General features: G+C 70.6%; 20 protein-coding genes. 15 read left to right on the top strand and 5 right to left on the bottom strand.

Annotated features, from left to right (window positions below; translation table 11 throughout):
* The first annotated feature begins 156 nt into the window (after positions 1-156).
* The 3 genes from KBX26_RS04385 (at position 157) to KBX26_RS04375 (ending at position 4,480) form a co-directional block, all read left to right on the top strand.
* Positions 157-1,173 (top strand): hypothetical protein, encoded by a 1,017-nt coding sequence (locus tag KBX26_RS04385; RefSeq protein ID WP_210864791.1) that lies wholly within the window; start codon positions 157-159, stop codon positions 1,171-1,173.
* A gap of 36 nt (positions 1,174-1,209) precedes the next feature.
* On the top strand, positions 1,210-2,772 hold the full coding sequence (locus KBX26_RS04380; protein ID WP_247680190.1) for a fused MFS/spermidine synthase: 1,563 nt from the start codon (positions 1,210-1,212) through the stop codon (positions 2,770-2,772).
* Positions 2,773-2,842: 70 nt separating this feature from the next.
* A complete protein-coding gene (locus tag KBX26_RS04375; protein WP_210864790.1) occupies positions 2,843-4,480 on the top strand; it encodes a serine/threonine-protein kinase in 1,638 nt (545 codons plus the stop codon).
* Between the two features lie 60 nt (positions 4,481-4,540).
* Here KBX26_RS04375 and KBX26_RS04370 read toward each other — a convergent pair whose 3' ends face one another.
* Together KBX26_RS04370 and KBX26_RS04365 are read right to left on the bottom strand one after the other, a co-directional pair.
* On the bottom strand, positions 4,541-5,209 hold the full coding sequence (locus tag KBX26_RS04370) for a TrkA family potassium uptake protein (RefSeq protein WP_030329781.1): 669 nt from the start codon (positions 5,207-5,209) through the stop codon (positions 4,541-4,543).
* Positions 5,210-5,226: 17 nt separating this feature from the next.
* On the bottom strand, positions 5,227-6,561 hold the full coding sequence (locus KBX26_RS04365) for a TrkH family potassium uptake protein (RefSeq protein ID WP_210864789.1): 1,335 nt from the start codon (positions 6,559-6,561) through the stop codon (positions 5,227-5,229).
* A gap of 481 nt (positions 6,562-7,042) precedes the next feature.
* On the opposite strand from KBX26_RS04365, the gene KBX26_RS04360 reads away from it, so the two are divergent.
* On the top strand, positions 7,043-7,798 hold the full coding sequence (locus tag KBX26_RS04360; protein WP_210864788.1) for a DUF5131 family protein: 756 nt from the start codon (positions 7,043-7,045) through the stop codon (positions 7,796-7,798).
* 24 nt (positions 7,799-7,822) lie between these two features.
* On the opposite strand, the gene tcmP is transcribed toward KBX26_RS04360, so the two are convergent.
* Both tcmP and KBX26_RS04350 read right to left on the bottom strand, forming a co-directional pair.
* On the bottom strand, positions 7,823-8,998 hold the full coding sequence (tcmP, locus tag KBX26_RS04355) for a three-Cys-motif partner protein TcmP (RefSeq protein ID WP_210864787.1): 1,176 nt from the start codon (positions 8,996-8,998) through the stop codon (positions 7,823-7,825).
* Between the two features lie 238 nt (positions 8,999-9,236).
* Positions 9,237-9,503 (bottom strand): GntR family transcriptional regulator, encoded by a 267-nt coding sequence (locus tag KBX26_RS04350; protein ID WP_374224206.1) that lies wholly within the window; start codon positions 9,501-9,503, stop codon positions 9,237-9,239.
* A gap of 281 nt (positions 9,504-9,784) precedes the next feature.
* Here KBX26_RS04350 and KBX26_RS04345 point away from each other — a divergent pair, with 281 nt between their 5' ends.
* From KBX26_RS04345 to KBX26_RS04300, 10 genes are all read left to right on the top strand, one after another.
* Positions 9,785-10,090, top strand: a complete 306-nt coding sequence (locus tag KBX26_RS04345; RefSeq protein WP_210864786.1) for a DivIVA domain-containing protein — start codon at positions 9,785-9,787, stop codon at positions 10,088-10,090.
* The gene (locus KBX26_RS04340; RefSeq protein WP_210864785.1) at positions 10,087-10,341 is read left to right on the top strand and encodes a hypothetical protein; all 255 of its coding nucleotides are present in this window, start codon (positions 10,087-10,089) and stop codon (positions 10,339-10,341) included. The genes KBX26_RS04345 and KBX26_RS04340 overlap by 4 nt, the downstream gene beginning before the upstream one ends.
* A 417-nt stretch (positions 10,342-10,758) precedes the next feature.
* Positions 10,759-11,958 carry a substrate-binding domain-containing protein gene (locus KBX26_RS04335; RefSeq protein ID WP_030329783.1) on the top strand — a complete coding sequence of 400 codons (1,200 nt, stop codon included), beginning with the start codon at positions 10,759-10,761 and terminating at the stop codon, positions 11,956-11,958.
* 3 nt (positions 11,959-11,961) lie between these two features.
* Positions 11,962-12,705 carry an ABC transporter ATP-binding protein gene (locus tag KBX26_RS04330; protein WP_210864784.1) on the top strand — a complete coding sequence of 248 codons (744 nt, stop codon included), beginning with the start codon at positions 11,962-11,964 and terminating at the stop codon, positions 12,703-12,705.
* On the top strand, positions 12,705-13,484 hold the full coding sequence (locus KBX26_RS04325) for an ABC transporter ATP-binding protein (protein ID WP_036411002.1): 780 nt from the start codon (positions 12,705-12,707) through the stop codon (positions 13,482-13,484). The genes KBX26_RS04330 and KBX26_RS04325 overlap by 1 nt, the downstream gene beginning before the upstream one ends.
* Positions 13,484-14,374 carry a branched-chain amino acid ABC transporter permease gene (locus KBX26_RS04320; protein WP_210859659.1) on the top strand — a complete coding sequence of 297 codons (891 nt, stop codon included), beginning with the start codon at positions 13,484-13,486 and terminating at the stop codon, positions 14,372-14,374. Before KBX26_RS04325 ends, KBX26_RS04320 begins: the two co-directional genes overlap by 1 nt.
* Complete coding sequence (locus KBX26_RS04315) at positions 14,371-15,480, top strand: branched-chain amino acid ABC transporter permease (RefSeq protein WP_030329787.1); 1,110 nt, start codon at positions 14,371-14,373, stop codon at positions 15,478-15,480. The genes KBX26_RS04320 and KBX26_RS04315 overlap by 4 nt, the downstream gene beginning before the upstream one ends.
* Before the next feature lie 105 nt (positions 15,481-15,585).
* On the top strand, positions 15,586-16,332 hold the full coding sequence (locus KBX26_RS04310; protein WP_210864783.1) for an SDR family NAD(P)-dependent oxidoreductase: 747 nt from the start codon (positions 15,586-15,588) through the stop codon (positions 16,330-16,332).
* A gap of 110 nt (positions 16,333-16,442) precedes the next feature.
* Entirely contained in the window at positions 16,443-18,575 is a 2,133-nt protein-coding gene (locus KBX26_RS04305; protein WP_210864782.1) for a RecQ family ATP-dependent DNA helicase, read from the top strand.
* Between the two features lie 355 nt (positions 18,576-18,930).
* Complete coding sequence (locus tag KBX26_RS04300; protein WP_374224205.1) at positions 18,931-19,914, top strand: hypothetical protein; 984 nt, start codon at positions 18,931-18,933, stop codon at positions 19,912-19,914.
* A 52-nt stretch (positions 19,915-19,966) separates the two neighbouring features.
* On the opposite strand, the gene KBX26_RS04295 is transcribed toward KBX26_RS04300, so the two are convergent.
* Positions 19,967-20,383: a helix-turn-helix domain-containing protein gene (locus KBX26_RS04295; RefSeq protein WP_030329791.1), complete on the bottom strand. Its 417-nt coding sequence runs from the start codon at positions 20,381-20,383 to the stop codon at positions 19,967-19,969.
* Between the two features lie 245 nt (positions 20,384-20,628).
* Here KBX26_RS04295 and KBX26_RS04290 point away from each other — a divergent pair, with 245 nt between their 5' ends.
* A complete protein-coding gene (locus KBX26_RS04290) occupies positions 20,629-21,072 on the top strand; it encodes a hypothetical protein (protein ID WP_210864781.1) in 444 nt (147 codons plus the stop codon).
* The last annotated feature ends 10 nt before the right edge of the window (positions 21,073-21,082 follow it).

Genomic DNA, 21,082 nt, shown 5'->3' with positions numbered 1-21,082 from the left:
GGACGCTGCGTCGACATCGGGACAGCCCGAGGGTCAGGGGGCTGGTCACCGGCCCGCAGTCCGGTATCGTGACCGGCGGTCTCCGCCAGCAGGCCGCCGACCGGCGTCGCCGTGCAGTGTCAATCGGGGGCCGGCGGTCTACGGAAGGACGCTTTCGTGCCCAGGACCAGGTTCAGCCCGCGGCTCGGTCGCCGCGCTCTGTTCGCCCTGCTCGCCGCCGTCGCGCTGGTGCTCGGCGGTGCCGTTGCGCCCGCGTACGCGGAGCCGGGTGAGGGTGGCAGCAAGAAGCTGCAGGACGCGCTGGAGCTGACCGCCCGGGGGCACATCGAGGCGAAGGCCAAACTGGACAATTCCAAGCGTCGCCAGACGGCGCTGAACGGCGAGCTGACGACGCTGGAGGGTCGGCTGGTCGGGCTCAGCGCGCAGGTGGGTGAGGTGGCCGCCCAGTCGTACCGGGTGGGTCGGCTGAGCGCGGTCTCGATGCTGCTCAACACCGCCACGCCGGAGGCGTTCCTGCAACGCGCCGGTGACCTCGACCTGATGGCCCAGCGGGACAGCAAGCGGCTGCGTGACCTCACCGAGGCCCGGCAGCAGGCGCAGCAGGCCAAGGTCGCCATCGACGCCGAGGTCCGCGAGCAGCAGAAGCAGCTCGCGGTGATGGCGAAGAAGAAGAAGGAAGCCGAGGAGGCGCTGGCCGAGGTCAGCTCCGGCGGCAGCAACGGTTTCAGCGGTGGCAGCTCCGCCTCGGCGAAGCCCGCGCCGCGCAACTCCGACGGGTCCTGGCCGTCGGAGTCCTGCTCGGTGAAGGACCCGACCACCTCCGGGTGCATCACTCCGCGCACCCTCAACGCGCTCAAGCAGACCCAGGCGGCCGGCTACAAGCGGCACGTCTCCTGCAAGCGCAGCGGCGGCAGCGGCGAGCACCCGAAGGGCAGGGCCTGCGACTTCTCGGCCGCCACGAACGGCTTCGAGGACAAGAACGCGACCGGCGGCGACAAGGCGTACGGGGACAGCCTGGCCGCCTGGCACGTGCGCAACGCCGACCGGCTGGGCGTGCTCTACGTGATCTGGTATCGGCAGATCTGGCATCCCGGCACCGGGTGGCGCTCGTACAGTGGTAGCGGCTCACCGGCGGCGTCCCACACGAACCATGTTCATCTCTCGATGTACTGACCCGAAGCACCAGCTTCGCTGCGTACCATCGCGACGATGAGCTCCCCACCGTCCGACGTAGCGGCCCTGCCAGCGCACCCGGCCCCGCCCGTGCCGACAACCGGCCGGGCGCTGCCCAACGGCCTGGCCGCCTTCCTGGTGTTCTTCTCCAGCGGTGCCGTGCTGGTGCTGGAGACCGTCGCGCTGCGCCTGGTCGGCCCGTACGTCGGGGTGACCCTTCAGGTGACCAGCTCGGTGATCGGCATCGCGTTGGCCGCGATCGCGTACGGAGCGTGGTCCGGCGGTTGGCTCGCCGACCGGCGCAACCCACGAGGTCTGCTGGCGCCGGCGTTGGTGCTGGCCGGCATCGCCACAGCTGTCACCCTGCCCGTCGTCCGGTACGCCGGTGAGGTGCTGCGCGGTGGTGCGGCCAGCGGCATCCTGCTGCTCGTCGCGCTGGCGGTGTTCGTGCCGGCCGCGTTGCTGGCCGCGGTCACCCCGTTGGTGGTGAAACTCCAGCTCGCCGACCTGCGTCGCACCGGCCAGGTGGTCGGTCGGCTCTCCGGGATCGGCACCCTGGGCGGCATCACCGCAACCCTGCTCACCGGGTTCGTGCTGGTCGCCGCCCTGCCCAGCACCGTCATCCTGCTGGCCCTGGCGCTCGCGCTCGGGCTGGTCGGCATCGGCCTCGGCTGGTACCTGCGGCGGCAGGAGCCCACCGAGCTGCCCGGTCCGGCCCGGGCCCGGGCCGCGCTGGCCGTGCTCGGCCTGGTCGGGGCGGGTCTGAGCACCGTGGCACCCAACCCGTGCGACATCGAGACGGCGTACCACTGCGCCCGGGTCACAGCGGACCCGGCCCGGCCCAGCGGGCGGACGTTGCTGCTCAACTCCGCCCAGCACTCGTACGTGGACCTCGCCGACCCGAAGCACCTGGAGTACGCGTACACGAAGTGGATCGGCGCGGTCGCCGACGTCGCCACGCCGGCCGGTCAGCGCCTGGACGCGCTGCACCTGGGCGGCGGTGGCTTCACGGTGCCGCGCTACCTGACCGCCACCCGACCGGGCACCGACAACCTGGTGTTCGAGATCGACGGTGGGCTGGTCGAGCTGGGTGAGCAGGAGCTTGGCGTACGGCCGGGGCCGCAGCTGCGGGCGGTGGTGGGCGACGCCCGGATGCTGGTCGCCGGCGAGCCGACCGACAGTCGTGACCTGGTGGTCGGTGACGCCTTCGGGCACCTGGTGGTGCCCTGGCACCTGGCCACCCGGGAGATGGCCGCCGACGTCCGCCGAGTGACCCGCCCCGGCGGCGTGTACGTGCAGAACGTCATCGACTACCCGCCGCTGCGGTTCATCCGCGCCGAGCTGGCCACGGTGGCCGCCGAGTTCAGGCACGTCGCGTTGATCGCGCCGCCGGAGGCGCTCGCCGAGGAGCAGGGCGCGAACTTCCTCATCGTCGGCTCCGACGCGCCGCTGCCGCTGGAGGCCGTCCGGGCCCGGTTGGACGAGGTGGACCCGAAGGTCAGCCTTCTCAGCGGCGCGGCGTTGACGGACTTCGTCGGTACGGCGATGGTGTTGACCGACGACTACGCCCCGGTGGACCAACTGCTGGCCACCGCCTGAACGGGTGACATCCTGACCGATTCCGATCGTCCAGGTGTAGGTGGGGCGTTCCTGGGCAACAACGCTCACCATGGGTGGTGGGGACCGGAACGGCGCGCAGCTGCTCGATGAGCGGTACCGGCTGATCGAGCAGCTCGGCGCGGGCGGGATGTCGGTGGTCTGGCGTGGCTACGACGAGGTGCTCGGCCGCCAGGTCGCGGTGAAGGTGCTGGCCTCCCGGCTGGCCAGCGACCGGGCGTTCCGCCACCGCATCCGGATCGAGGCGCAGGCCGCCGCGCGGCTCTGTCACCCCAACATCACGAACGTGTACGACTACGGCGAGTCCCAGCAGGTCGGGCTGACCGTGCCGTACGTCGTGATGGAGCTGGTCGACGGCGGTTCGCTGGCCACCCGGTTGGGCCGGGAGAGCCGGCTGCCGTGGCGGGAGGCGGTGACCATCGGCGCCGAGGTCAGCTCGGCGCTGGCCACCGCGCACGCCCGCGGTGTGGTGCACCGCGACGTGACCCCGGGCAACGTCATGCTCACCTCGACCGGGGTGAAGGTGGTCGACTTCGGCATCTCCGCGCTCGTCGGGGAGAGCGAGAAGGGCCCGGACGGCGCGCTGTTGGGCACTCCCGCGTACCTCGCCCCGGAACGGCTGGACAACGGCCAGGTCTCCCCGGCCACCGACGTGTACGCCGTGGGGCTGCTGCTCTACCGGATGCTCACCGGCCGGCTGCCGTGGCAGGCCAGCACCACCACCCAGATGCTGCGCGCCCACATGTACAACGACCCGGACCCGATGCCCCCGGTGCCGGGCCTGCCGGACGAGGTGACCGACCTGGTCCGGCGGTGCCTGGCCAAGCAGCCCGGTGACCGCCCGCCGACCGCCGAGCTGGCCCGGACCCTCGCCGAGTCGGCCGGGATGCTCGCGGCGGTGCCGGTCTCGCCGGCCGCCGGAACGGTGGACCCGGAGACGCTGGCCAGCGCGGGCACCACGATCCTGCCCTGGTCCGCGGCGACCGACGCGTTGCCGTTGTCGCGGACCCGCAACCGGGCCCGGCGGGGGCACCGGCGTCGCCGGCGGGTGGAGGCCGGGGTGGCCGCCGTCGGGCTGATCGCGGTCACCGGGGCGATGTGGGGGTTCACCTCGCGCAGCCCGGCCAGTGGTGGGGACCGGCCGACCACCGAGGCGCGGATGGGTCTGCCGACGACGGTGCCCTGCGAGGTGGCGTACGCGCTGCGCAGCGACTCCGGCAAGGACTTCGCCGCCGAGCTGACCCTGACCAACAGTGGCAAGCAGGAGTTGCGGGACTGGACGATGAGCTTCACGTTCCCCGGCCAGCAGACGGTGACGAAGGCGGATCCGACGCCGGTGCAGCAGCAGGGGAGGACCGTGCTGATCCGACCGGCGGCGCAGCGCACCACGCTGGCGCCCGGCGCCGCAGAGAAGCTCACCCTCACCGGGAAGTACAGCGGCGCGAATCCGCTGCCTGTCGAGTTCCGGCTCGGTGACACGACCTGTGGGGTGCGTGTCTCCGGGGTGGCCGGCAGCATGCCCGTCACCGTCGCGCCGACCAAGGCGGCCACCACGGCGAAGGCCCCGCCGAAGAAGACGACGGTACGCAGCGGTGGCGGTTCGGGCGGCGGTGCGACGAAGGCGAAGCCGCCGAAGGCTCCCGCGAAGCCGGGCAAGGGAAAGGGCGGGGGTGGTCCGGGAAAAGGCTGAAGGACCCCGGTGGCCACCCGGTGAAGGTCACCAAGGGCCACGGCCGCGACACCTGACCGGTCAGCGCAGCCCCGCGAACCGCTGCACCTGGTCGATTCCGCCCTCGACGATGAGCACCCCGCCCTGGGGAAGCGTGGTGTCGTCGGAGGTGTACCGGAAGCGTTCGCCCGGCAGCTTGGCGCCGACCACGCGTATCCCGTAGCGCTCCTCCGGTCTCAGGTCGATCAGGGTGCGCCCGACCAGGGATTCGGGCACCCGGACGGTGGCGATCGCGAAGTCGTCGTCGAACTCGATGAAGTCGAGCAACCGGCTCACGATCAGGTGGGCGACCCGGTCCCCGGTCTCGGCCTCCGGGAAGATCACGTGGTGCGCGCCCACCGACGCCAGGATCTTGGCGTGCTTCTGCGAGGTGGCTCGGGCCCAGATCTGCGGCACACCCAGCTCGACCAGCGCCAACACGGTGAGCACGCTCGCCTCCACCGAGGCCCCGATGGCCACCACGGCCCGTCCGAACCCGGTGATGCCCAGCTGCCGCAGCGCACCGTCCTCGGTCGAGTCTGCCTGAACCACCCGGTCGAGCTGCGCCGACCAGCGCTGCACCTTCTCCGGGCTGCGGTCGATGGCCAACACCTCACGGTTCATCCGGCTCAGCGACCCGGCCAGGTGGCAACCGAACCGACCCAGCCCGATCACCACGATGCCGCCGTTGTCCGCCTGTCTAGCCGACACCTCGGACCTCCCGCCTGCTAGCCGACAATTGGTTGCTCCTGTGGATAGCGGTAGAGCCGGCGTCGGGTGTTCAGGGCGATCGCCGACCCCAGGGTGAGCGTCCCGACCCGGCCGATGAACATCAGCACTGTCAGCACCAGTTGGCCACCGGCCGGCAGGTCGGCCGCCAGGCCGATGGTCAGGCCGGTGGTGCTGAACGCGCTGGTGACCTCGAACAGGGCCGAGACGAAGCGGACGCCCTCGGTGAGCAGCAGCAACAGCATGGTTCCGGCCGTCACCAACGCGACACTGAGCAGCGCCACCGTGATCGCCTGCCGTTGGCTCGCGGTGGCCACCCGCCGGTGCCCGATCGTCACGTCGGGCTCCCCCCGCAGTTCCGCCCAGATGGTGAACGCCAGCAGGAAGAACGTGGAGACCTTGATGCCTCCGGCCGTGCTGGCGCTGCCGCCGCCGATGAACATCAACACGATCAGCAGGGGGTAGCTCTCCTCCTGAAGGGCGGCGATGTCCAGGACGCTGAAGCCGCCGGTGCGACTCAGTGCGATCTGGGTGAACGACGCGAGGATCTTGCCCGGTACGTCGTACTGGCCGATCGTGTCCGTGTTGGTCCACTCGGCGGCGAGCAGGCCCACGAAGCCGACCAGCAGCAGCGCCACGCTGCCCCAGATGGTCAACTTCGTCGCCACCGCCCAGCGCGCCGGCTGCCGCCACTCGCGGACCGCCTCGAACAGCGCGGGAAACCCGAGACCGCCGATGATCGCGCCGACCGCCAGGGGTAGCGACACCCACGGGTCACGGCTGAAGGCCAGCAGGCCGTCGGTGTAGAGCGCGAAGCCACCGTTGTTGAACGCCTGCACGGCGTGGAAGACACCTGACCAGAGGGCCTGCCCGAACGAGTAGTCGTAGGCCAGCCAGAGCCGACCGGTGACCAGCACTGTCATCACCGCCTCGCAGGCGAAGACGGTCAGCGCGATCCGGCGGAGCAACCGGCCCACCTCGGCGATGCCGAACTCCGCCGTCTCGGCCTGCACCAGCAACCGGTTGCGCAGCCCGAGCTGACGGGAGACCACCAGGATGACCAGCGCCGCGACGGTGAGGATGCCGAGGCCGCCGAGCTGGGTGAGCAGGGTGATCACCGCCAGTCCCCAGCCGGACCAGTAGTTCGGCGTGTCGGTGATCGCCATGCCGGTGACCGACACCGCCGAGGTGGCGGTGAAGAGCGCGGTGACCACTGGCGCGTGCTGGTGCTCGACGGTTGCCCAGCGGGCCATGAGCAACCCGGTCCCGAACAGGATCGGCACCAGGAACGCGAACGGCACCAGCCGCACGGGATTGCGGAGAAACCGGCGCACCAGACAATCTTCCTGTTCCGGTCATCGTTCCGAGTGGGAACAGGCATTCCGGAGATTCACCTACCGGTCTGTCATCGACAAACTTCCGGTCAGGCGCGGACGGTCTGCTGGGGCGGATCCTCCGACGACAGGAGGCGGCGTTGCGATGTATCCCCTCGCCCGTCGGCCTAGCCGGCGCGCTGCGCCGGTGCGAACCTCACCGGGCTCGTGGGTGGTGGCCTGCTGGCGTGACCGTTCGGTGGGGGCCAGCGTGGCCGCCTGGCGGCGTAAACGGTCGCTAATCGCCTGACCCGTCTACGGGAGATGGGTGTCCGGCGCGTCCGGGTACACCCTGTGTTCCGTCGGGTCTCCGGACCGCCACCCCCCACCGACGGTGTCGTTCAGCTATTGAAGGCAACGAAAGCGGTCGGGAACCTGGGGAGCTCTTCCCATGCGTACGGATGTTCGACAAGATGGCATTTCGTGATCGGAAGGAGGGCGCATGGCCGACAAGAGCGCCATCGAGTGGACGGAAGCGACCTGGAATCCCACAACCGGTTGCGACCGCATCTCCGCCGGATGCGACAACTGCTACGCACTGACACTGGCGAAGCGACTCAAGGCCATGGGCTCGACCAAGTACCAGACGGACGGTGACCCGCGCACCTCCGGCCCAGGATTCGGGGTGGCCCTGCACCCTGATGCCCTCGAGGTTCCTCGTCGTTGGCGCGACCCCCGGACCGTCTTCGTCAATTCCATGTCTGACCTGTTCCACGCCCGGGTTCCCATCACCTACGTCCAACAGGTGTTCGCTGTCATGCGCGAGACCCCGAGGCACACCTTCCAGGTGCTTACCAAGCGTGCCTCCAGGCTCGTGAAGGTCGCCCATCAGATCGAGTGGCCGGCGAACGTCTGGATGGGCGTGAGTGTCGAGGACCGCACCCAGCGGGAACGGATCGATCAACTCCGCGAGGTGCCGGCCGCGGTACGTTTCATCTCGGCCGAACCGCTGCTGGGGCCACTGGTCGATTTGGATCTGGACGGCATCGACTGGCTGATTGCAGGGGGCGAGTCGGGGCAGGGCTGCCGCCCGATGGATCCGGCATGGGTGCGCGATCTCCGTGATCAGTGCGCGGCTGCCGGTACCGCCTTCTTCTTTAAGCAGTGGGGCGGGCGTACGCCGAAGGTTGGCGGCCGGCACCTCGACGGTCGGACCTGGGACGAGATGCCGGTCCCGCGTGTACTCGTGCAGGCATAGCGGCTGCCGCAGACGTGAGCCGGCTCAAGGCCGCCAGAGGACTTCCTTCCAGAAGTCACCCGTGCCGGGGTTGCTGATCCGGCCTTGCCGGTGCAGCGACTTGACGGCCTGTCGTACATGGGGTGCCCAGGCATGCCCAAGCACGTCACCGTAGATCTCCGGCACCCGATCGACGATTTTGATCGCCTCGTTCTGTTCGAGCACCTTCACGATGTTCCGCTCGATGGCGCTTGACCAGCGAGGAGCGTTCTCGGTTTTGTACTGCTCGGCGTCGAAGACGGGACCGTCGGCGAACAGTGTGTCCGCCACGTGGTCGCCTCGGCGAATCTGTTCCCGGACCCACGCCTCCTCCCATTCGACGCCAGCCTTGCCGAGGGTGTCGGCGAAATGCCAGGCACCCTCGCCATGGGTGGTGAACAGGGAGAGGACGTACTTCGGGGCGAGGCCGGGTCGTGGCCGCACCGGCATCTGCACAGCCTGATAGTCGGAACCGTGGGTGAGGTCTTGGGCGTACGTGTCTGCAACCCGTAGCGCGACGTCCGTGGCGCGCTGGTCATCGCCCGCATCCGACACCTCGGCGAAATAGCTGCGCCACCAGTCGCCACCCAGGAACCGATCCAATCGGGTGGCGGTCCTCCGGTCGCTCTCCGAGAGCCCGCCCGCTCGTTTCCCGGCGACGTGGACGGCACGTCCCATCCGGGCCACGGCGGAGACGCTGAAATGCAGCAAAACCTCGGTCGGTGGCCAGTTCGGGCGCCCCAGTAGCCGCGTCCGGATCAGATCGAAGTCGAGGGCTGGGCCGAAGGGATCCAGAAAGGCGAAGAGCGAGGCGCCCTTGGCTCGGGCCAGCACCTCGGGCAGGTGCTGGTCCAGAGTGCCCTGACGAAGTTCACGTCGGACCGCGCCGCCCTTGGCGCGGAGCACCTGTTCCAGGTTCGCGTAGTTATTCGGGTCCTGCTCGACGAAGAACGCGAGCACATCACGGAAGCCTTGGACGAGCTCGGCGCACCGGGATAACAGCAGTGGCGAGCCGGGCTCTCCGCCGTCGTACTCGCCCTTGCCGGCATAGCCGTCTAGGAAGACGATCGGGTTCCCCTGCCCCGTCTTGGAGGCGAACACCACGGGATAGCGCTTGAGGATGCCGTGCTTCAGCACGGCGGCTGCCTTCTTGGACCGGAAAAATTCGTCGTTGCTGGACAACGGCCCTCCCCGTGTCGCTCACTTCTGGTCATGAGAAGGTAGCGCTGCGTTGGGAGGCGCGTTGGCCGCAAGAGGGCCCATCCCGGAACGGGTTCGATCGGCGGAGCGCCCAGTTAGCAGCGCCGATGGCCCTCTGGTGGTTGATGCGTGTGCGGCCCTCAGTCCATGATCTGACACCGGCGCAGCGCAGGGGTGGGAACTCGGCGCTGGCAAGCCATCGTGGGTCAGGGGGCGGCCTCTATCGGCCGCGCGGCTCGGCCACGTAGGTGCCGCGGCCGGGTTGACCGGTGATCAGCTCGCGGTCGTGCAGCAGCGAGAGTGCCCGGGAGGCGGTGTTCATGTGGACCGAGTAGGTCTCGGCGAGTTCGCGGGTGGACGGTAGTTTGTCACCCGGCTTCAGCTCGCCGCTCTTGATCTTCCCGGCGATGTCGTTGGCGATGCGACGATATGGGGCTTCTGCTGTGGGCATGGTGAGGGCTCCGGTCGGTTCGGCATCCTCGATCATGCCGGCCTACACCAGCAACTGCAACAAGCTGTCGTGTCCTGACCGCGCAGGGTCGACCTACACAAGTATTTGGGGTAGGTTGCTGAGTGTCCGGCTCCGGTTGGTTCGGCAAACCCTCGGAGGGCCGGCGTAAAAGGGCTCCGGGTCCGTACCGCCGATGAGGGCTGCGGGCGTGGTGCCGGGCGGTCCGGTGGCGTCCCCTACCCGTGCACCGGGCCGCCCTCCATGAGCGGCTGCGTGTCGAGTCTGCGCCAAAGTATCGAGCAACGAGGACGGTGGCCATGCGTAACGTGCTGAATAAATTCCGCCGCTTGAACCGCTGCGGGGGCAGCGCGGGGCCGCCGAACGCCGGCTGGTACCGGTCGGAGTCCTGCCGGCCGCTGACCGTTGCCCAGGTCCGGGAGCGGCGGTTCGGTGTCGTGCGACGCGGCCTCGACCCCGCGGAGGTGTATGCGTTCCTGCACCGCGTCGCCGCCGAACTGGCCGTCACGCGGCGGGACCTCGCTGTCAGAACTGAGGAGAACGTACGGATCAAGCGGGCGCTGCGGAGTTGGCAGTCCCGGTTCGCCCCTGGCGTCCGCCGATGAGCGAGGGTGAGCGGGGGCGGTTCGTCGTCCACCTGCCGGTTTTCGCCGTCAACCTGGCTGGGGCGCTGAGGTTGGCTCGGGTAATCACCCGGGCGCTGAGCTTCCTGGCTGACGTGGATAGGGCCGAGACAACGGTCAGCGAGGAGGACGCCCAGTTCGTCCGCCATCGCGTCTACTGCGACAACCTGCTCGACGGCGGCCGGCGGTGCCCGCGCCCGGCCGACCACGACGATCCCTGCGCCAGCAGCTAGCCCGGGCGGATGACCGCCGTCGCCGCCTGTGCCCCGCAGGTGAAGATCACGCCCGATGAAGGATGTAGTGGTGCCGGCAGGGTCGCGGGGTGGCGCGGTGACTTAGATGCGGCGGCCGGGCTGGCTGGTGATCAGCTCGCGGTCATGTAGCAGCGAGAGTGCTCGGGACGCTGCGCTGTCGGGGATTCGACGGTCGCTGGTGCGAATGGCGCGGGACGACACACCGCCGAGCTGGTCCGTGGGGATTTGGGCCATCGGGAGCGAGGGCTCTCCGGTGATAGTGCCCCCGCTGTAACCCCCGGCCACCTCATTCCTGTTACTTGTGTGTTTCCGCCACATAGCTCGTGGGTGACGTCACTTCTAGCGTGGGCCGTCACAAAGAAGTTCTCTCCCTCCGAGTCCTCATGTGGAGTCGCAATGACGGTCCGGACGACGCGGCGGGTGTTCCTCTCCGCCGCCACGATGATGGCCGCGGCGTTGGCCGCCACGGCCTGTGGCAGCCCGCAGGACACCGCCACCGGCGGCGGCGACAGTGCCGCGCCGGTCAAGGTCGGCCTGGTGTACTCCCAGTCGGGAGCCCTGGCCAGCTACGGAAAGCAGTACATCGAGGGGTTCAAGGCGGGGCTGGACTTCGCCACCGAGGGCACCGGCAAGGTCGGTGACCGGAAGATCGAGGTGACCGAGGTCGACGACGCGGGAGACCCCGCCAAGGCGGTCTCCGCGGCAAAGGACCTGATCGGTAAGGGCACGAAGATCATCGCCGGTTCCACCGCCTCCGGCGTGGCGCTCCAGGTCGCGCCGATCGCGGCGCAGAACAAGGTTCTGTTCATCTCCGGCCCGGCCGCCACCGACGCGGTGACCGGTGCGAACAAGTACACGTTCCGCTCCGGCCGGCAGTCCTACCAGGACGTGGTGACCGCCAAGTCGTTCATCGGCGACCCGACCGGCAAGAAGGTGGTGGTCTTCGCCCAGGACGGCGCGTTCGGCGACGCCAACGAGGCGGCCGTCAAGGCCGTCATCGGTAGCGCCGGTGCCACAGTGAGCAGCGTCCGGGCCCCGGCCAGCGCCACCGAGTTCACCCCGTTCGCCAGCCAGATCAAGGCGGCCAAGCCTGACCTGCTCTTCGTCGCCTGGGCCGGCACCACCGCCCCGGCCATGTGGCAGACCCTCGACCAGCAGGGCGTGCTCTCGTCCACCACTGTCGTCACCGGCCTGGACATCCGCGCCTCGTGGCCGACCTTCGGCGCCGCCGGCGCGAAGATCTCCTTCCTGTCGCACTACTTCGACGGCGCCAGCGACACCGAGGCCAGCAAGGCGCTCAAGGCCAAGGTGAACACCATCGACCTGTTCCACCCGGACGGTTTCGCCGCCGCCCAGATGGTCGTCCGCGCGGCGCAGGAGGGCGGGGACGACGTCGACAAGATGGTCACCGCGCTGGAGGGCTGGAGCTTCGACGGGGTCAAGGGCAAGATGACCATCCGCGCCGCCGACCACGCTCTGCTTCAGCCGATGTTCCAGGCCAAGCTCACCGGCAGCGGCACCGACTTCACGGCGACCGCGCAGAAGAGCCTCACCGGTGACGAGTCGGCGCCGCCGGCCGTGGCGATGAAGGGCTGACCCATGCTCGCCACCCGTGGTCTGACCTGGCGGATCGGTGAGGTCGCCATCGTCGACAGCGTCTACCTCGACCTCGCGCCCGGGGAGTTCCTGGGCGTGATCGGGCCGAACGGCGCCGGCAAAACCTCACTGTTCAACCTGATCACCGGCCTGCGTCGGGCCACGGAGGGCCGGGTCACCCTGGACGGGCAGGACATCGGCGCGCTCGCGCCGCACCGGCGGGCCCGCCTCGGCCTGGGTCGTACCTTCCAGGCGTCCTCGGTCTTCGGCTCGCTGAGCGTGCGGGAGAACGTCCGGCTCGCCGTGCAGGCGCACCGCGGGGGTTCGATGGCACTGTGGCGGCGGGCGGCGGCCGACCGGGATGTCGCCGCCGCCGCCGACGCGGCGCTCGACCGGGTCGGCCTCGCCCACCGGGGTACGGCCCTCGCCGGCACCCTGGCCCATGGTGAGAAGCGCAAGTTGGAGATCGCCCTGCTGCTCGCCGGTGAACCGCGGGTGATGCTGCTGGACGAGCCGATGGCCGGGGTCAGCGCCGAGGACGTGCCCGAACTGGTCGCCGTCATCAAGTCGTTGACCGGCGACGGCGGCCGGGCGGTGCTGATGGTCGAGCACCACATGGACGTCATCCTGGAGTTGGCCGACCGCATCGCCGTCATGCACCACGGCGCGCTGCTGGCCTGCGACACCCCGGAGACGGTGATGGCCAACCCCACTGTGCAAGAGGCCTACCTGGGGGAGTCGCTCTAATGGAACCCGTTCTCAGTGTGGAGGACCTGTCGGTCCGAATCTCCGGGCTGCACATCCTCCAGGGGGTGTCCTTCACTGTCGCCCCGACCGGCGTGACCGTCCTGCTCGGCCGCAACGGCGTCGGCAAGACCACCACGCTGCGCGCGATCGTCGGCCTCACCCCACCCACCGGGGAGGTGCGCGGCACCATCCGGATGGGTGCGCAGAGCCTGCTGGCCCGGCCCACGCACCGGCTGGTCCGCGGTGGGCTCGGCTACGTGCCCGAGGACCGCTGCGTGTTCGCCGGCCTCACCGTCGCCGAGAACCTGCGGCTCGCTGAGCGGCGCGGCACCACCCCGGCGTACGACAAGGTTTTCGCGCTCTTCCCGGAGCTGGACCGGCGCGGACGGCAACGGGCCGGTTCGCTCTCGGGCGGGCAGCAGCAGATGCTCGCCATCGGCCGGGTGCTGCTCAACGACAACCGGCTGCTGCTCGTCGACGAGCCGACCAAGGGGTTGGCCCCGAAGGTGGTGACCGAGGTGGCCGAGGTGTTGGAACGGGTCGCTGAGTCGGTGCCGGTGCTGCTCGTCGAGCAGAACCTGGCAGTGGTCCGTCGACTGGCCCGCGACGCGGTGGTGTTGGCCGCCGGAAAGGTCGCCTGGACCGGCGACGCCCACGAGCTGCTGTTGGAGACCGCGTTGACGAAGTCGTTGCTCGGTGTCGGCTCGGCGGAGGTGTCCACGCCGAGCGCGAGGAGTGAGCTTGCGAGCCCCGCAGTCGCGAGGAAGGACCAGCTCTGATGGGGACCGTGATCCTGTTGACGTTGACCGGGCTGGGCCTGGCGGCGCTGTACTTCCTGGTCGCCTCCGGTCTGTCCCTGGTCTTCGGCCTGGCCGACGTGTTGAACTTCGCGCACGGGCTGTTCCTCGGTGTGGGCGCGTACGGCACCTGGTGGGCGGCGGGCAACCTGCCGGGCGCCGGCCCGGACGGGTTCGGCTTCGTGTTCGCTGTCGCCTTCGGGGTGGCCGCCGGCACGCTGGTGGCGATCCTGGTCGAGCTGGTGCTGATCCGCCCGTTGTACTCCCGCACCATCGAGCAGGTGCTGGTCACCGTCGGCCTGTCCCTGGCCGGGGTGGCGTTGTTGCAGGCCACCTGGGGTGCCGACGCCCGGCCGTTCCCACGTCCGGACTGGACCCGGCAGGTGACCGGGATCCTCGGCGCGCAGGTGCCCAACGGTGGCCTGCTGCTGATCATCGCGGCGGTGCTGGTGCTCGGTGCGATCCTGGCGTTCCTGCGCTGGACCCGGTACGGCCTGGTGATCAGGGCCGGGGTGGAGAACCGGGAGATGGTCACCGCGCTGGGCATCGACGTCCGCAAGGCGTTCACGCTGGTCTTCGCGATCGGTGGGGCGGCGGCGGCGCTCGCCGGCGCGCTCGGCGGGGTCTACTTCGGCACCGTGTCGCCCGGGCAGGGCGGCTCACTGCTGATCTTCGCGTTCATCGTGGTGGTGATCGGCGGGATGGGCTCGGTGGTCGGCTCCGCGTACGCGGCGGTCGTGGTCGGGCTGGTGCAGCAGTTCGTCAACTACTACGGCACGTCCGGGCTGGGCGACATCTGCGTGGTCGGGCTGCTGGCCGTCGTGCTGCTGCTCCGCCCACAGGGCATCGCCGGAAAGGTGGCAACGGCATGACGGTGATCGACGCGCCTCGGGCGCAGGTGCCCGACGAACTGAGTCCGCAGCGGGGGCGGTGGCACCGGGTCCGGCCGTTCCTGCCGCTGGTAGCGCTGGTGGTGCTGGCCATCCTGCCGTACTCGACGATCTCCCTGCCCGGCATCTTCGAGGGGCCGGTCAACTCGCCGGGCACCCTGCAACTGCTCGCCATCTGCCTGATCTTCGGCGGGTTGGCGGCCGGGTACGACCTGCTCTTCGGCCGCACCGGGATGCTCTCCTTCGGGCACGCGCTCTACTTCGCGGCCGGCGTCTACGGCACCGACATTCTCGTCACCCGGGCCGGTCTGCCGCTGTGGCAGGCGGCGTTGCTGACGATCACCGGCGGCACCATCCTCGCCGCGCTGCTCGGCGCGGTGGCGCTGCGGACCGTGGGCATCGCGTTCGCCATGGTCACCCTCGCGTTCGCCCAGGTCGGGGCCATCCTGGTGGCCCGCGACTTCGGTGGGCTGACCGGCGGCGAGGAGGGCCTGCCGCTGGACGTGTCCGGGTTGCCCGCCGGGCTGGTGGGGGTGACCAACACGGTCAATCTGTACTGGCTGGCACTGGCGTACCTGACGCTTGTGGTCTTCGTGGTGCACCGGGTGAGCGGGTCGCCGACCGGGCGGGTGCTCGCCGGGCTGCGCGACGACGAGCGGCGGATCGGTGTGCTCGGGCTGGACCCGTACCGCTACAAGCTGGTGGCGTTCACCCTGGCCGGCGGCTTGGCGTCGGCGGGCGGGGTGGTATACGTCCTGATCGTCGGCGGCGCGTCGCCGCACATCACGTCGTCCGAGCTGACCCTGTCGCTGCTGGTGATGGTGGTGCTCGGCGGGCCGGGCACCCGGTGGGGGCCGGTGCTCGGCGGTGTCCTCTACATGTACCTGGACCACCGTCTCACCGCCTTCGGCACCAGCGACGCGGTGGACAACCTGCCGGCCGTTCTCAGCCGTCCGTTGAGTCAGCCGCTCTTCGTCCTGGGCACGGTCTTCATCCTGGCCGTCTACTTCTTCCCCGGCGGCATAACCAGCCTGGCCCCCCGCCTGTCCCACCTCACCCGCTCCCTCCGCCCCCGCTCCCCCCGCTAACCCCACCCCCTGCTCGTCGATCATGAAGTTGTGGCCATGACACGCCGTGGCGGATGGCGATAACTTCATGATCGACGAGGTGCTGCGGATGGGGAGGTAGGGGAGATGGACTCGCGGGTTGCGGTTGTCAGCGGGGGCGGGACCGGGATCGGGGCGGCGGTGGCGGGGGCACTCGCCCGGGATGGGTACGACGTGCTGATCGTCGGGCGGCGGGCCGACGTGTTGGCGGATGCCGCTGCGCGGATCGCCGCCGAATGCGGTCGGCCGGACGCCGTCACCACCGTGACCGCGGACCTGACCGACCCGGAGCAGCTGGACCGGGTCCTGGCGGCGGTCGACGGTCGGCCGGTCGACGTGGTGGTCAACAACGCTGGCGGCTACCTGAGCGGGGACACCGACACGCTGGCCGGGACGGCCGCGTACTGGCGGGCCAACCTGGACGCCAACGTGCTCACCGCGGTGCTGCTGACCGAGGCGCTGCGCCCGGCTCTGCGTCGACCCGGCGGGCGGGTGATCCTCGTCAGCTCGATCTCCGCGCAGCGGGGCGGCGGTGGGCCGTACTCGGCGGCGAAGGCGGCCCTGCACGGCTGGGCGTACGACCTGGCGGCGCAGCTCGGTCCGGAGCAGATCACCGTCAACGTGGTCAGCCCCGGCTACGTCGCCGAGACCGAGTTCTTCGGTGACCGGATGACCGCCGAGGGGCACGCGAAGCGGGTGGCGGCGACCCTGGTCGGGCGGGCCGGGCTGCCGGACGACATCGCCGAAGCGGTCCGCTATCTCGCCAGCCCGGCGGCCGGTTTCGTCACGGGTCAGGTCCTGGGCGTGAACGGCGGCTCGGTCCTCGGCCGCTGACCGGGCCCATCCCCTGTTGATCAAGAGAAATGCGTCAGGATCCAGCCCGGGAATGACGCAAACCTCTTGATCAACAGGGTGATGACGGACGGCGCTGGTAGAAATGCCGGGTGGAGACAGCAGAGCGGGCAGGCGTACGGGAGCGGGCCGAGGCGGTGCTGCGCCGGCTGGCCGGTGACCACGCCCGGCTGCGCGAGGATCAGTGGCGCGCCATCGAGGCACTGGTCGTCGACCGGCGACGGGTGCTGTGCGTCCAGCGGACCGGCTGGGGCAAGTCCGCTGTCTACTTCGTGGCCACCGCCCTGCTCCGGGACCACGAGCACGGCGACCAGGCCGGGCCGACAGTCATCGTCTCGCCGCTGCTGGCCCTGATGCGCAACCAGGTCGAGGCGGCCGCCCGGGCCGGCATCCGGGCCCGCACGATCAACTCGGCCAACCTCGACGAGTGGGACGAGATCACCGCCGAGATCCAGACCGGCGCGGTGGACGTGCTGCTGATCAGCCCGGAACGGCTCAACAACCCGGACTTCCGCGACGGCGTCCTGCCGAAGTTGGCCGCCACCACCGGCCTGCTGGTGGTCGACGAGGCACACTGCGTCTCCGACTGGGGGCACGACTTCCGGCCCGACTACCGGCGGCTGCGGACGTTCCTCGCCGAGCTGCCCGACCGCACCCCCGTGCTGGCGACCACCGCCACCGCCAACGCCCGGGTCACCCAGGACGTGGCCGAGCAGTTGGGTGACGCCCTCATCCTGCGCGGCACGCTCGACCGCGAGTCGCTGCGCCTCGGGGTGCTCGACCTGCCCAGCCCCGCACACCGGCTGGCCTGGCTCGCCGACCACCTGGACCAGCTCCCCGGCTCGGGCATCATCTACACGCTGACAGTGGCGGCAGCGGGGGAGACCGCCGAGTTCCTGCGCTCCCGGGGCTACCCGGTCGCCTCCTACAGCGGGCAGTCCGACGACGCCGACCGGCGGGCCGCCGAACAGGACCTGCTCGACAACAAGATCAAGGCGTTGGTGGCGACCAGCGCCCTCGGCATGGGCTTCGACAAGCCCGACCTGGGCTTCGTCGTCCACCTCGGCGCACCACCCTCGCCCATCGCGTACTACCAGCAGGTCGGCCGCGCCGGCCGCGCCGTCGAGCACGCCGAGGTGCTGCTGCTGCCCGGCGTCGAGGACGCCGCCATCTGGCGCTACTTCGCCTCGCTGGCGTTCCCACCGGAGCAGCAGGTCCGCGCCGTGCTGGCCGCCCTGCACACCGACCGTCTGCTCTCCACCCAGGCCCTCGAACCCCTCGTCGACCTGCGCCGGGCCCGGCTGGAGCTGATGCTCAAGGTGCTCGACGTGGACGGCGCGGTCCGCCGGGTGCGCGGTGGGTGGCTCGCCACCGGCGAGCCGTGGGTCTACGACGAGGCCCGGTTGCGCCGCGTCGCCGAGGCGCGCACCGTCGAGCAACAGGCCATGCGGGAGTACGCGACCACGTCCGACTGCCGGATGCGGTATCTACGGGAACGCCTGGACGACACCGGGGCGGCCGACTGCGGCCGGTGCGACAGGTGCGCCGACCCCCTCTTCACCGCCGACGTGTCGACGGCCGCGCTCGCCGCCGCGCAGACCTTCCTGGGCCGCCCCGGTGTGGAGATCGCCCCGAAGAAGCTCTGGCCGACCGGGCTCGACGCGGTCGGCGTACCCCTCAAGGGCCGGATCGCCCCGGCCGAGCAGGCGCTGCCAGGCCGGGCCGTCGGGCGCCTCTCCGACCTGGGCTGGGGTGGTCGGCTGCGTGACCTCGTCGGCCCGGACGCACCTGATACACCGGTGCCCGACGACGTCGCCGGTGCGGTGGTGGAGGTGCTGAAGGCGTGGGCGCACGGCGACGACCCGTGGCCCCGCCGGCCAGTGGCGGTGGTAGCCGTCGGCTCCCGACGGCGGCCCCGGCTGCTCGGCTCGCTCGCCGACCGGATCGCCACCGTGGGCCGGCTGCCGCTGCTCGGCGAGGTCACCACGGCCGGCCCCGGCGGCCCGGCCGGCCCGCGCGGCAACAGCGCCCAACGGGTACGCGCGCTGCACGACACCTTCACCGTGCCGACCGACCTGGCCGACGCGCTGGCCGGGCTGGACGGCCCGGTGCTGCTCGTCGACGACCTGATCGACTCGGGCTGGACGATGACACTGGTGGCCCGTGCGCTGCGCCGGGCCGGCGCGACCGACGTGCTCCCGCTCGCCCTCGCCGTGGCCGGCTGACCCCGCTGCCGCTGCCGCTGCCGCTGTTGCCGTCGCTGCCGCTGTTGCCGTCGCCGTCGCCGTCGCTGCCGCTGTTGCCGTCGCCGTCGCTGTCGCTGTCGTCGTCGTTGCTGTCGTCGTCGCCGGTGACGATGACGGCAGGCGGTGCCGTGGCGTTGATGGCGCAGCTCCGCTCGGTCGGGGGCGGAAAGTTCCCGGGCACCGGTGAATGCGACAGTCGCCACGCCGTCCGGGCGTCGGCCTGGCGCTGCCGCCGGCGGCGGTAACGTGGGCAGCATGACCGACCAGCAGCCCGTCACCCGCGGCGTCGACGCCGTCATTGACGTGACCGCCGGCCACCCGCTGGGCGCTGGCGGTGCCTGAGCAGCTCTCCGCGGTGCCGGTCCCGGACCAGGTGTCTGCGGCTCCGGTCATCGACGAGGTTCCCGCCGGGCCGGACCGGAGCACTCTCCGGCTGGCGTTGGTGGTTGGCGGGCTGGTGCTCGCGGTGCTGCTCGGCTTCGGCCTCGGCCGGCTCAACGCCACCGGCGCCGCCACCGGCAGCCCCTCGTTGGCGGCCGAGCACACCGATCCGCCGGGCGTCGCGCCGCACAACCACGGCTCGGCCACGGCCGCCGATCAGGGCGCGGCCACCGAGGCGGGTGGTCTGGCGGTCAGCTCGGCGGGGCTCACCCTGGCCCCTCTGGGCACCGAGTTCGCGCCGGGTCGCGCCGGTCAGTTGCGCTTCCAGGTGCGCGACGCGCAACGCCGGCCGGTCACCCGGTTCGCCATCGTGCACGACAAGCCGATGCACCTCATCGTCGTCCGGCGGGACCTGACCGGTTACCAGCACCTGCACCCGACAATGGCGGCGGACGGCACCTGGTCGGTTCCGTTGACCCTCCCGCAGCCCGGCGTCTGGCGGGCGTACGCCGACTTCACGGTGGTTGCCGACGACGGCGCCCAGACCGCTGTGACCCTCGGCACGGACCTGGTCGCGCCCGGCGACTACCGACCCCGTCCAGTGCCGGGGCCGGCCACCTCGACGACGGTGGACGGCTTCACAGTGAGCTTCCAGGGCACCCCGCAGGCCGGGACGACAGTGCCGCTGACCTTCCGGGTCGACGGTGCTGGTGGTGGTGCCGCCGCACTGCAGCGCTACCTCGGGGCGTACGGGCACCTGGTGGCGTTGCGCGAGGGCGATCTCGGCTACCTGCACGTGCACCCGGAGACCGAACTGGTGGACGGTCAGATCAAGTTCTGGCTGACGATCCCCGGCCCGGGCCGCTACCGCCTCTACCTCGACTTCCAGGTGAACGACAAAGTTCAAACCGCCGAATTCACCCTCACCACCCCTTAATCCCACCCATCCCCGCCCCACCGCCCTCCGAAGGGGGAGGGGTGGGGTGGGGTTAGCCGGCTCGGCGGATGGGGCGGCGGGCCAGGTAGCGGAGCAGGTCGCGGATGTGGTGCTTCTCCTCGGCGGGGACCGTGGGGTCGGCCAGCCGGTCGAGGATGGCCCGGACGTCGGCCTCGACCGGGCCGTCGTCGTGGCGTCGGCGGGGTGCGGGGCCGGCGTCGGGCAGCCCGAGCGCGCGGAACGCGGCGGCGACCGGCAGATCCAGGGCGGCGCAGAAACCGCGCACCTTGGCCAACTCGGGATAGTCCTGCCAGTCACCGGCCAGCCAGCGGAACACTGTGGAGCGTCCCACGCCCGTGTGCGAGGCAAGATCAGTCACGGTCCAGCCACGTTCGTCACGAGCGTCATCGATGGCGCGCCGGACGAAGCGGGCGAAGGCCATCTGCGGTGATACCTCGGCTGATCCCATCCCTGTGTGTCTTCCCCTCCCGCCGGAGCACCGGGACGATGCGCCTTTCGAGGGTAGTACGCCCACAGCCGGAAACAATTGACTGACCGCACAAACTGTCCCGTGGATGAGACTTTTCTCTGCATGCGTGTGTGCAGAACGAAAATTGCATCCAGCGATCATCATCGTTCTCGTTTAGGCTCGGTCCCCGTCCCGACATGGGTCTTTGCCTGCCGCGTCCGACCGGACCACCGCCGAGGAGCACCATGGCCGAACCGAGTCGCCCCCAGCCGTACCAGCCTGGTGCGGTGAGCCTCTTCTTCGTCGCCAAGGCCGGCGTCTTCGCGGCCGCGTTCTGGATCTGGTTGCTGGTCCTGGTGCTCCGCACCGACTCCGCTACCGGACTGCAGGTGCTGGCCGCCACCGGCACCATCACCACCACGCTGGTCGCGGTAGTGCTCGGTGCCCGGATGGCGTTGCAACACAACGCCGCCGTCCGGCACGCCGAGGTGAAGAAGCTGCTGGTGGACATCTCCTGGAACGCCTTCGCGGCAGCCGGCAACGCCGAGGCCGGCGGGGGCAGGGTCGTACCATTCCCGATCGCGCCGGGCGACGGGGAGCGGAGCGCCCGTCGGCCCGGCGCCGACCGGGTGTCGGTCCACGACCGTGGTGCCGGCGAGCGTGACGGTGGCCGGGACCGTCGGCGTTAGCGAGCCGGGC

Origin of the sequence: Micromonospora sp. C97 (assembly GCF_018070385.1) — a bacterium.
GTDB lineage: Bacteria > Actinomycetota > Actinomycetes > Mycobacteriales > Micromonosporaceae > Micromonospora > Micromonospora parva.
The sequence above is the reverse complement of the archived record's forward strand: the minus strand, read 5'-3'. Positions and strand labels throughout refer to the sequence as shown.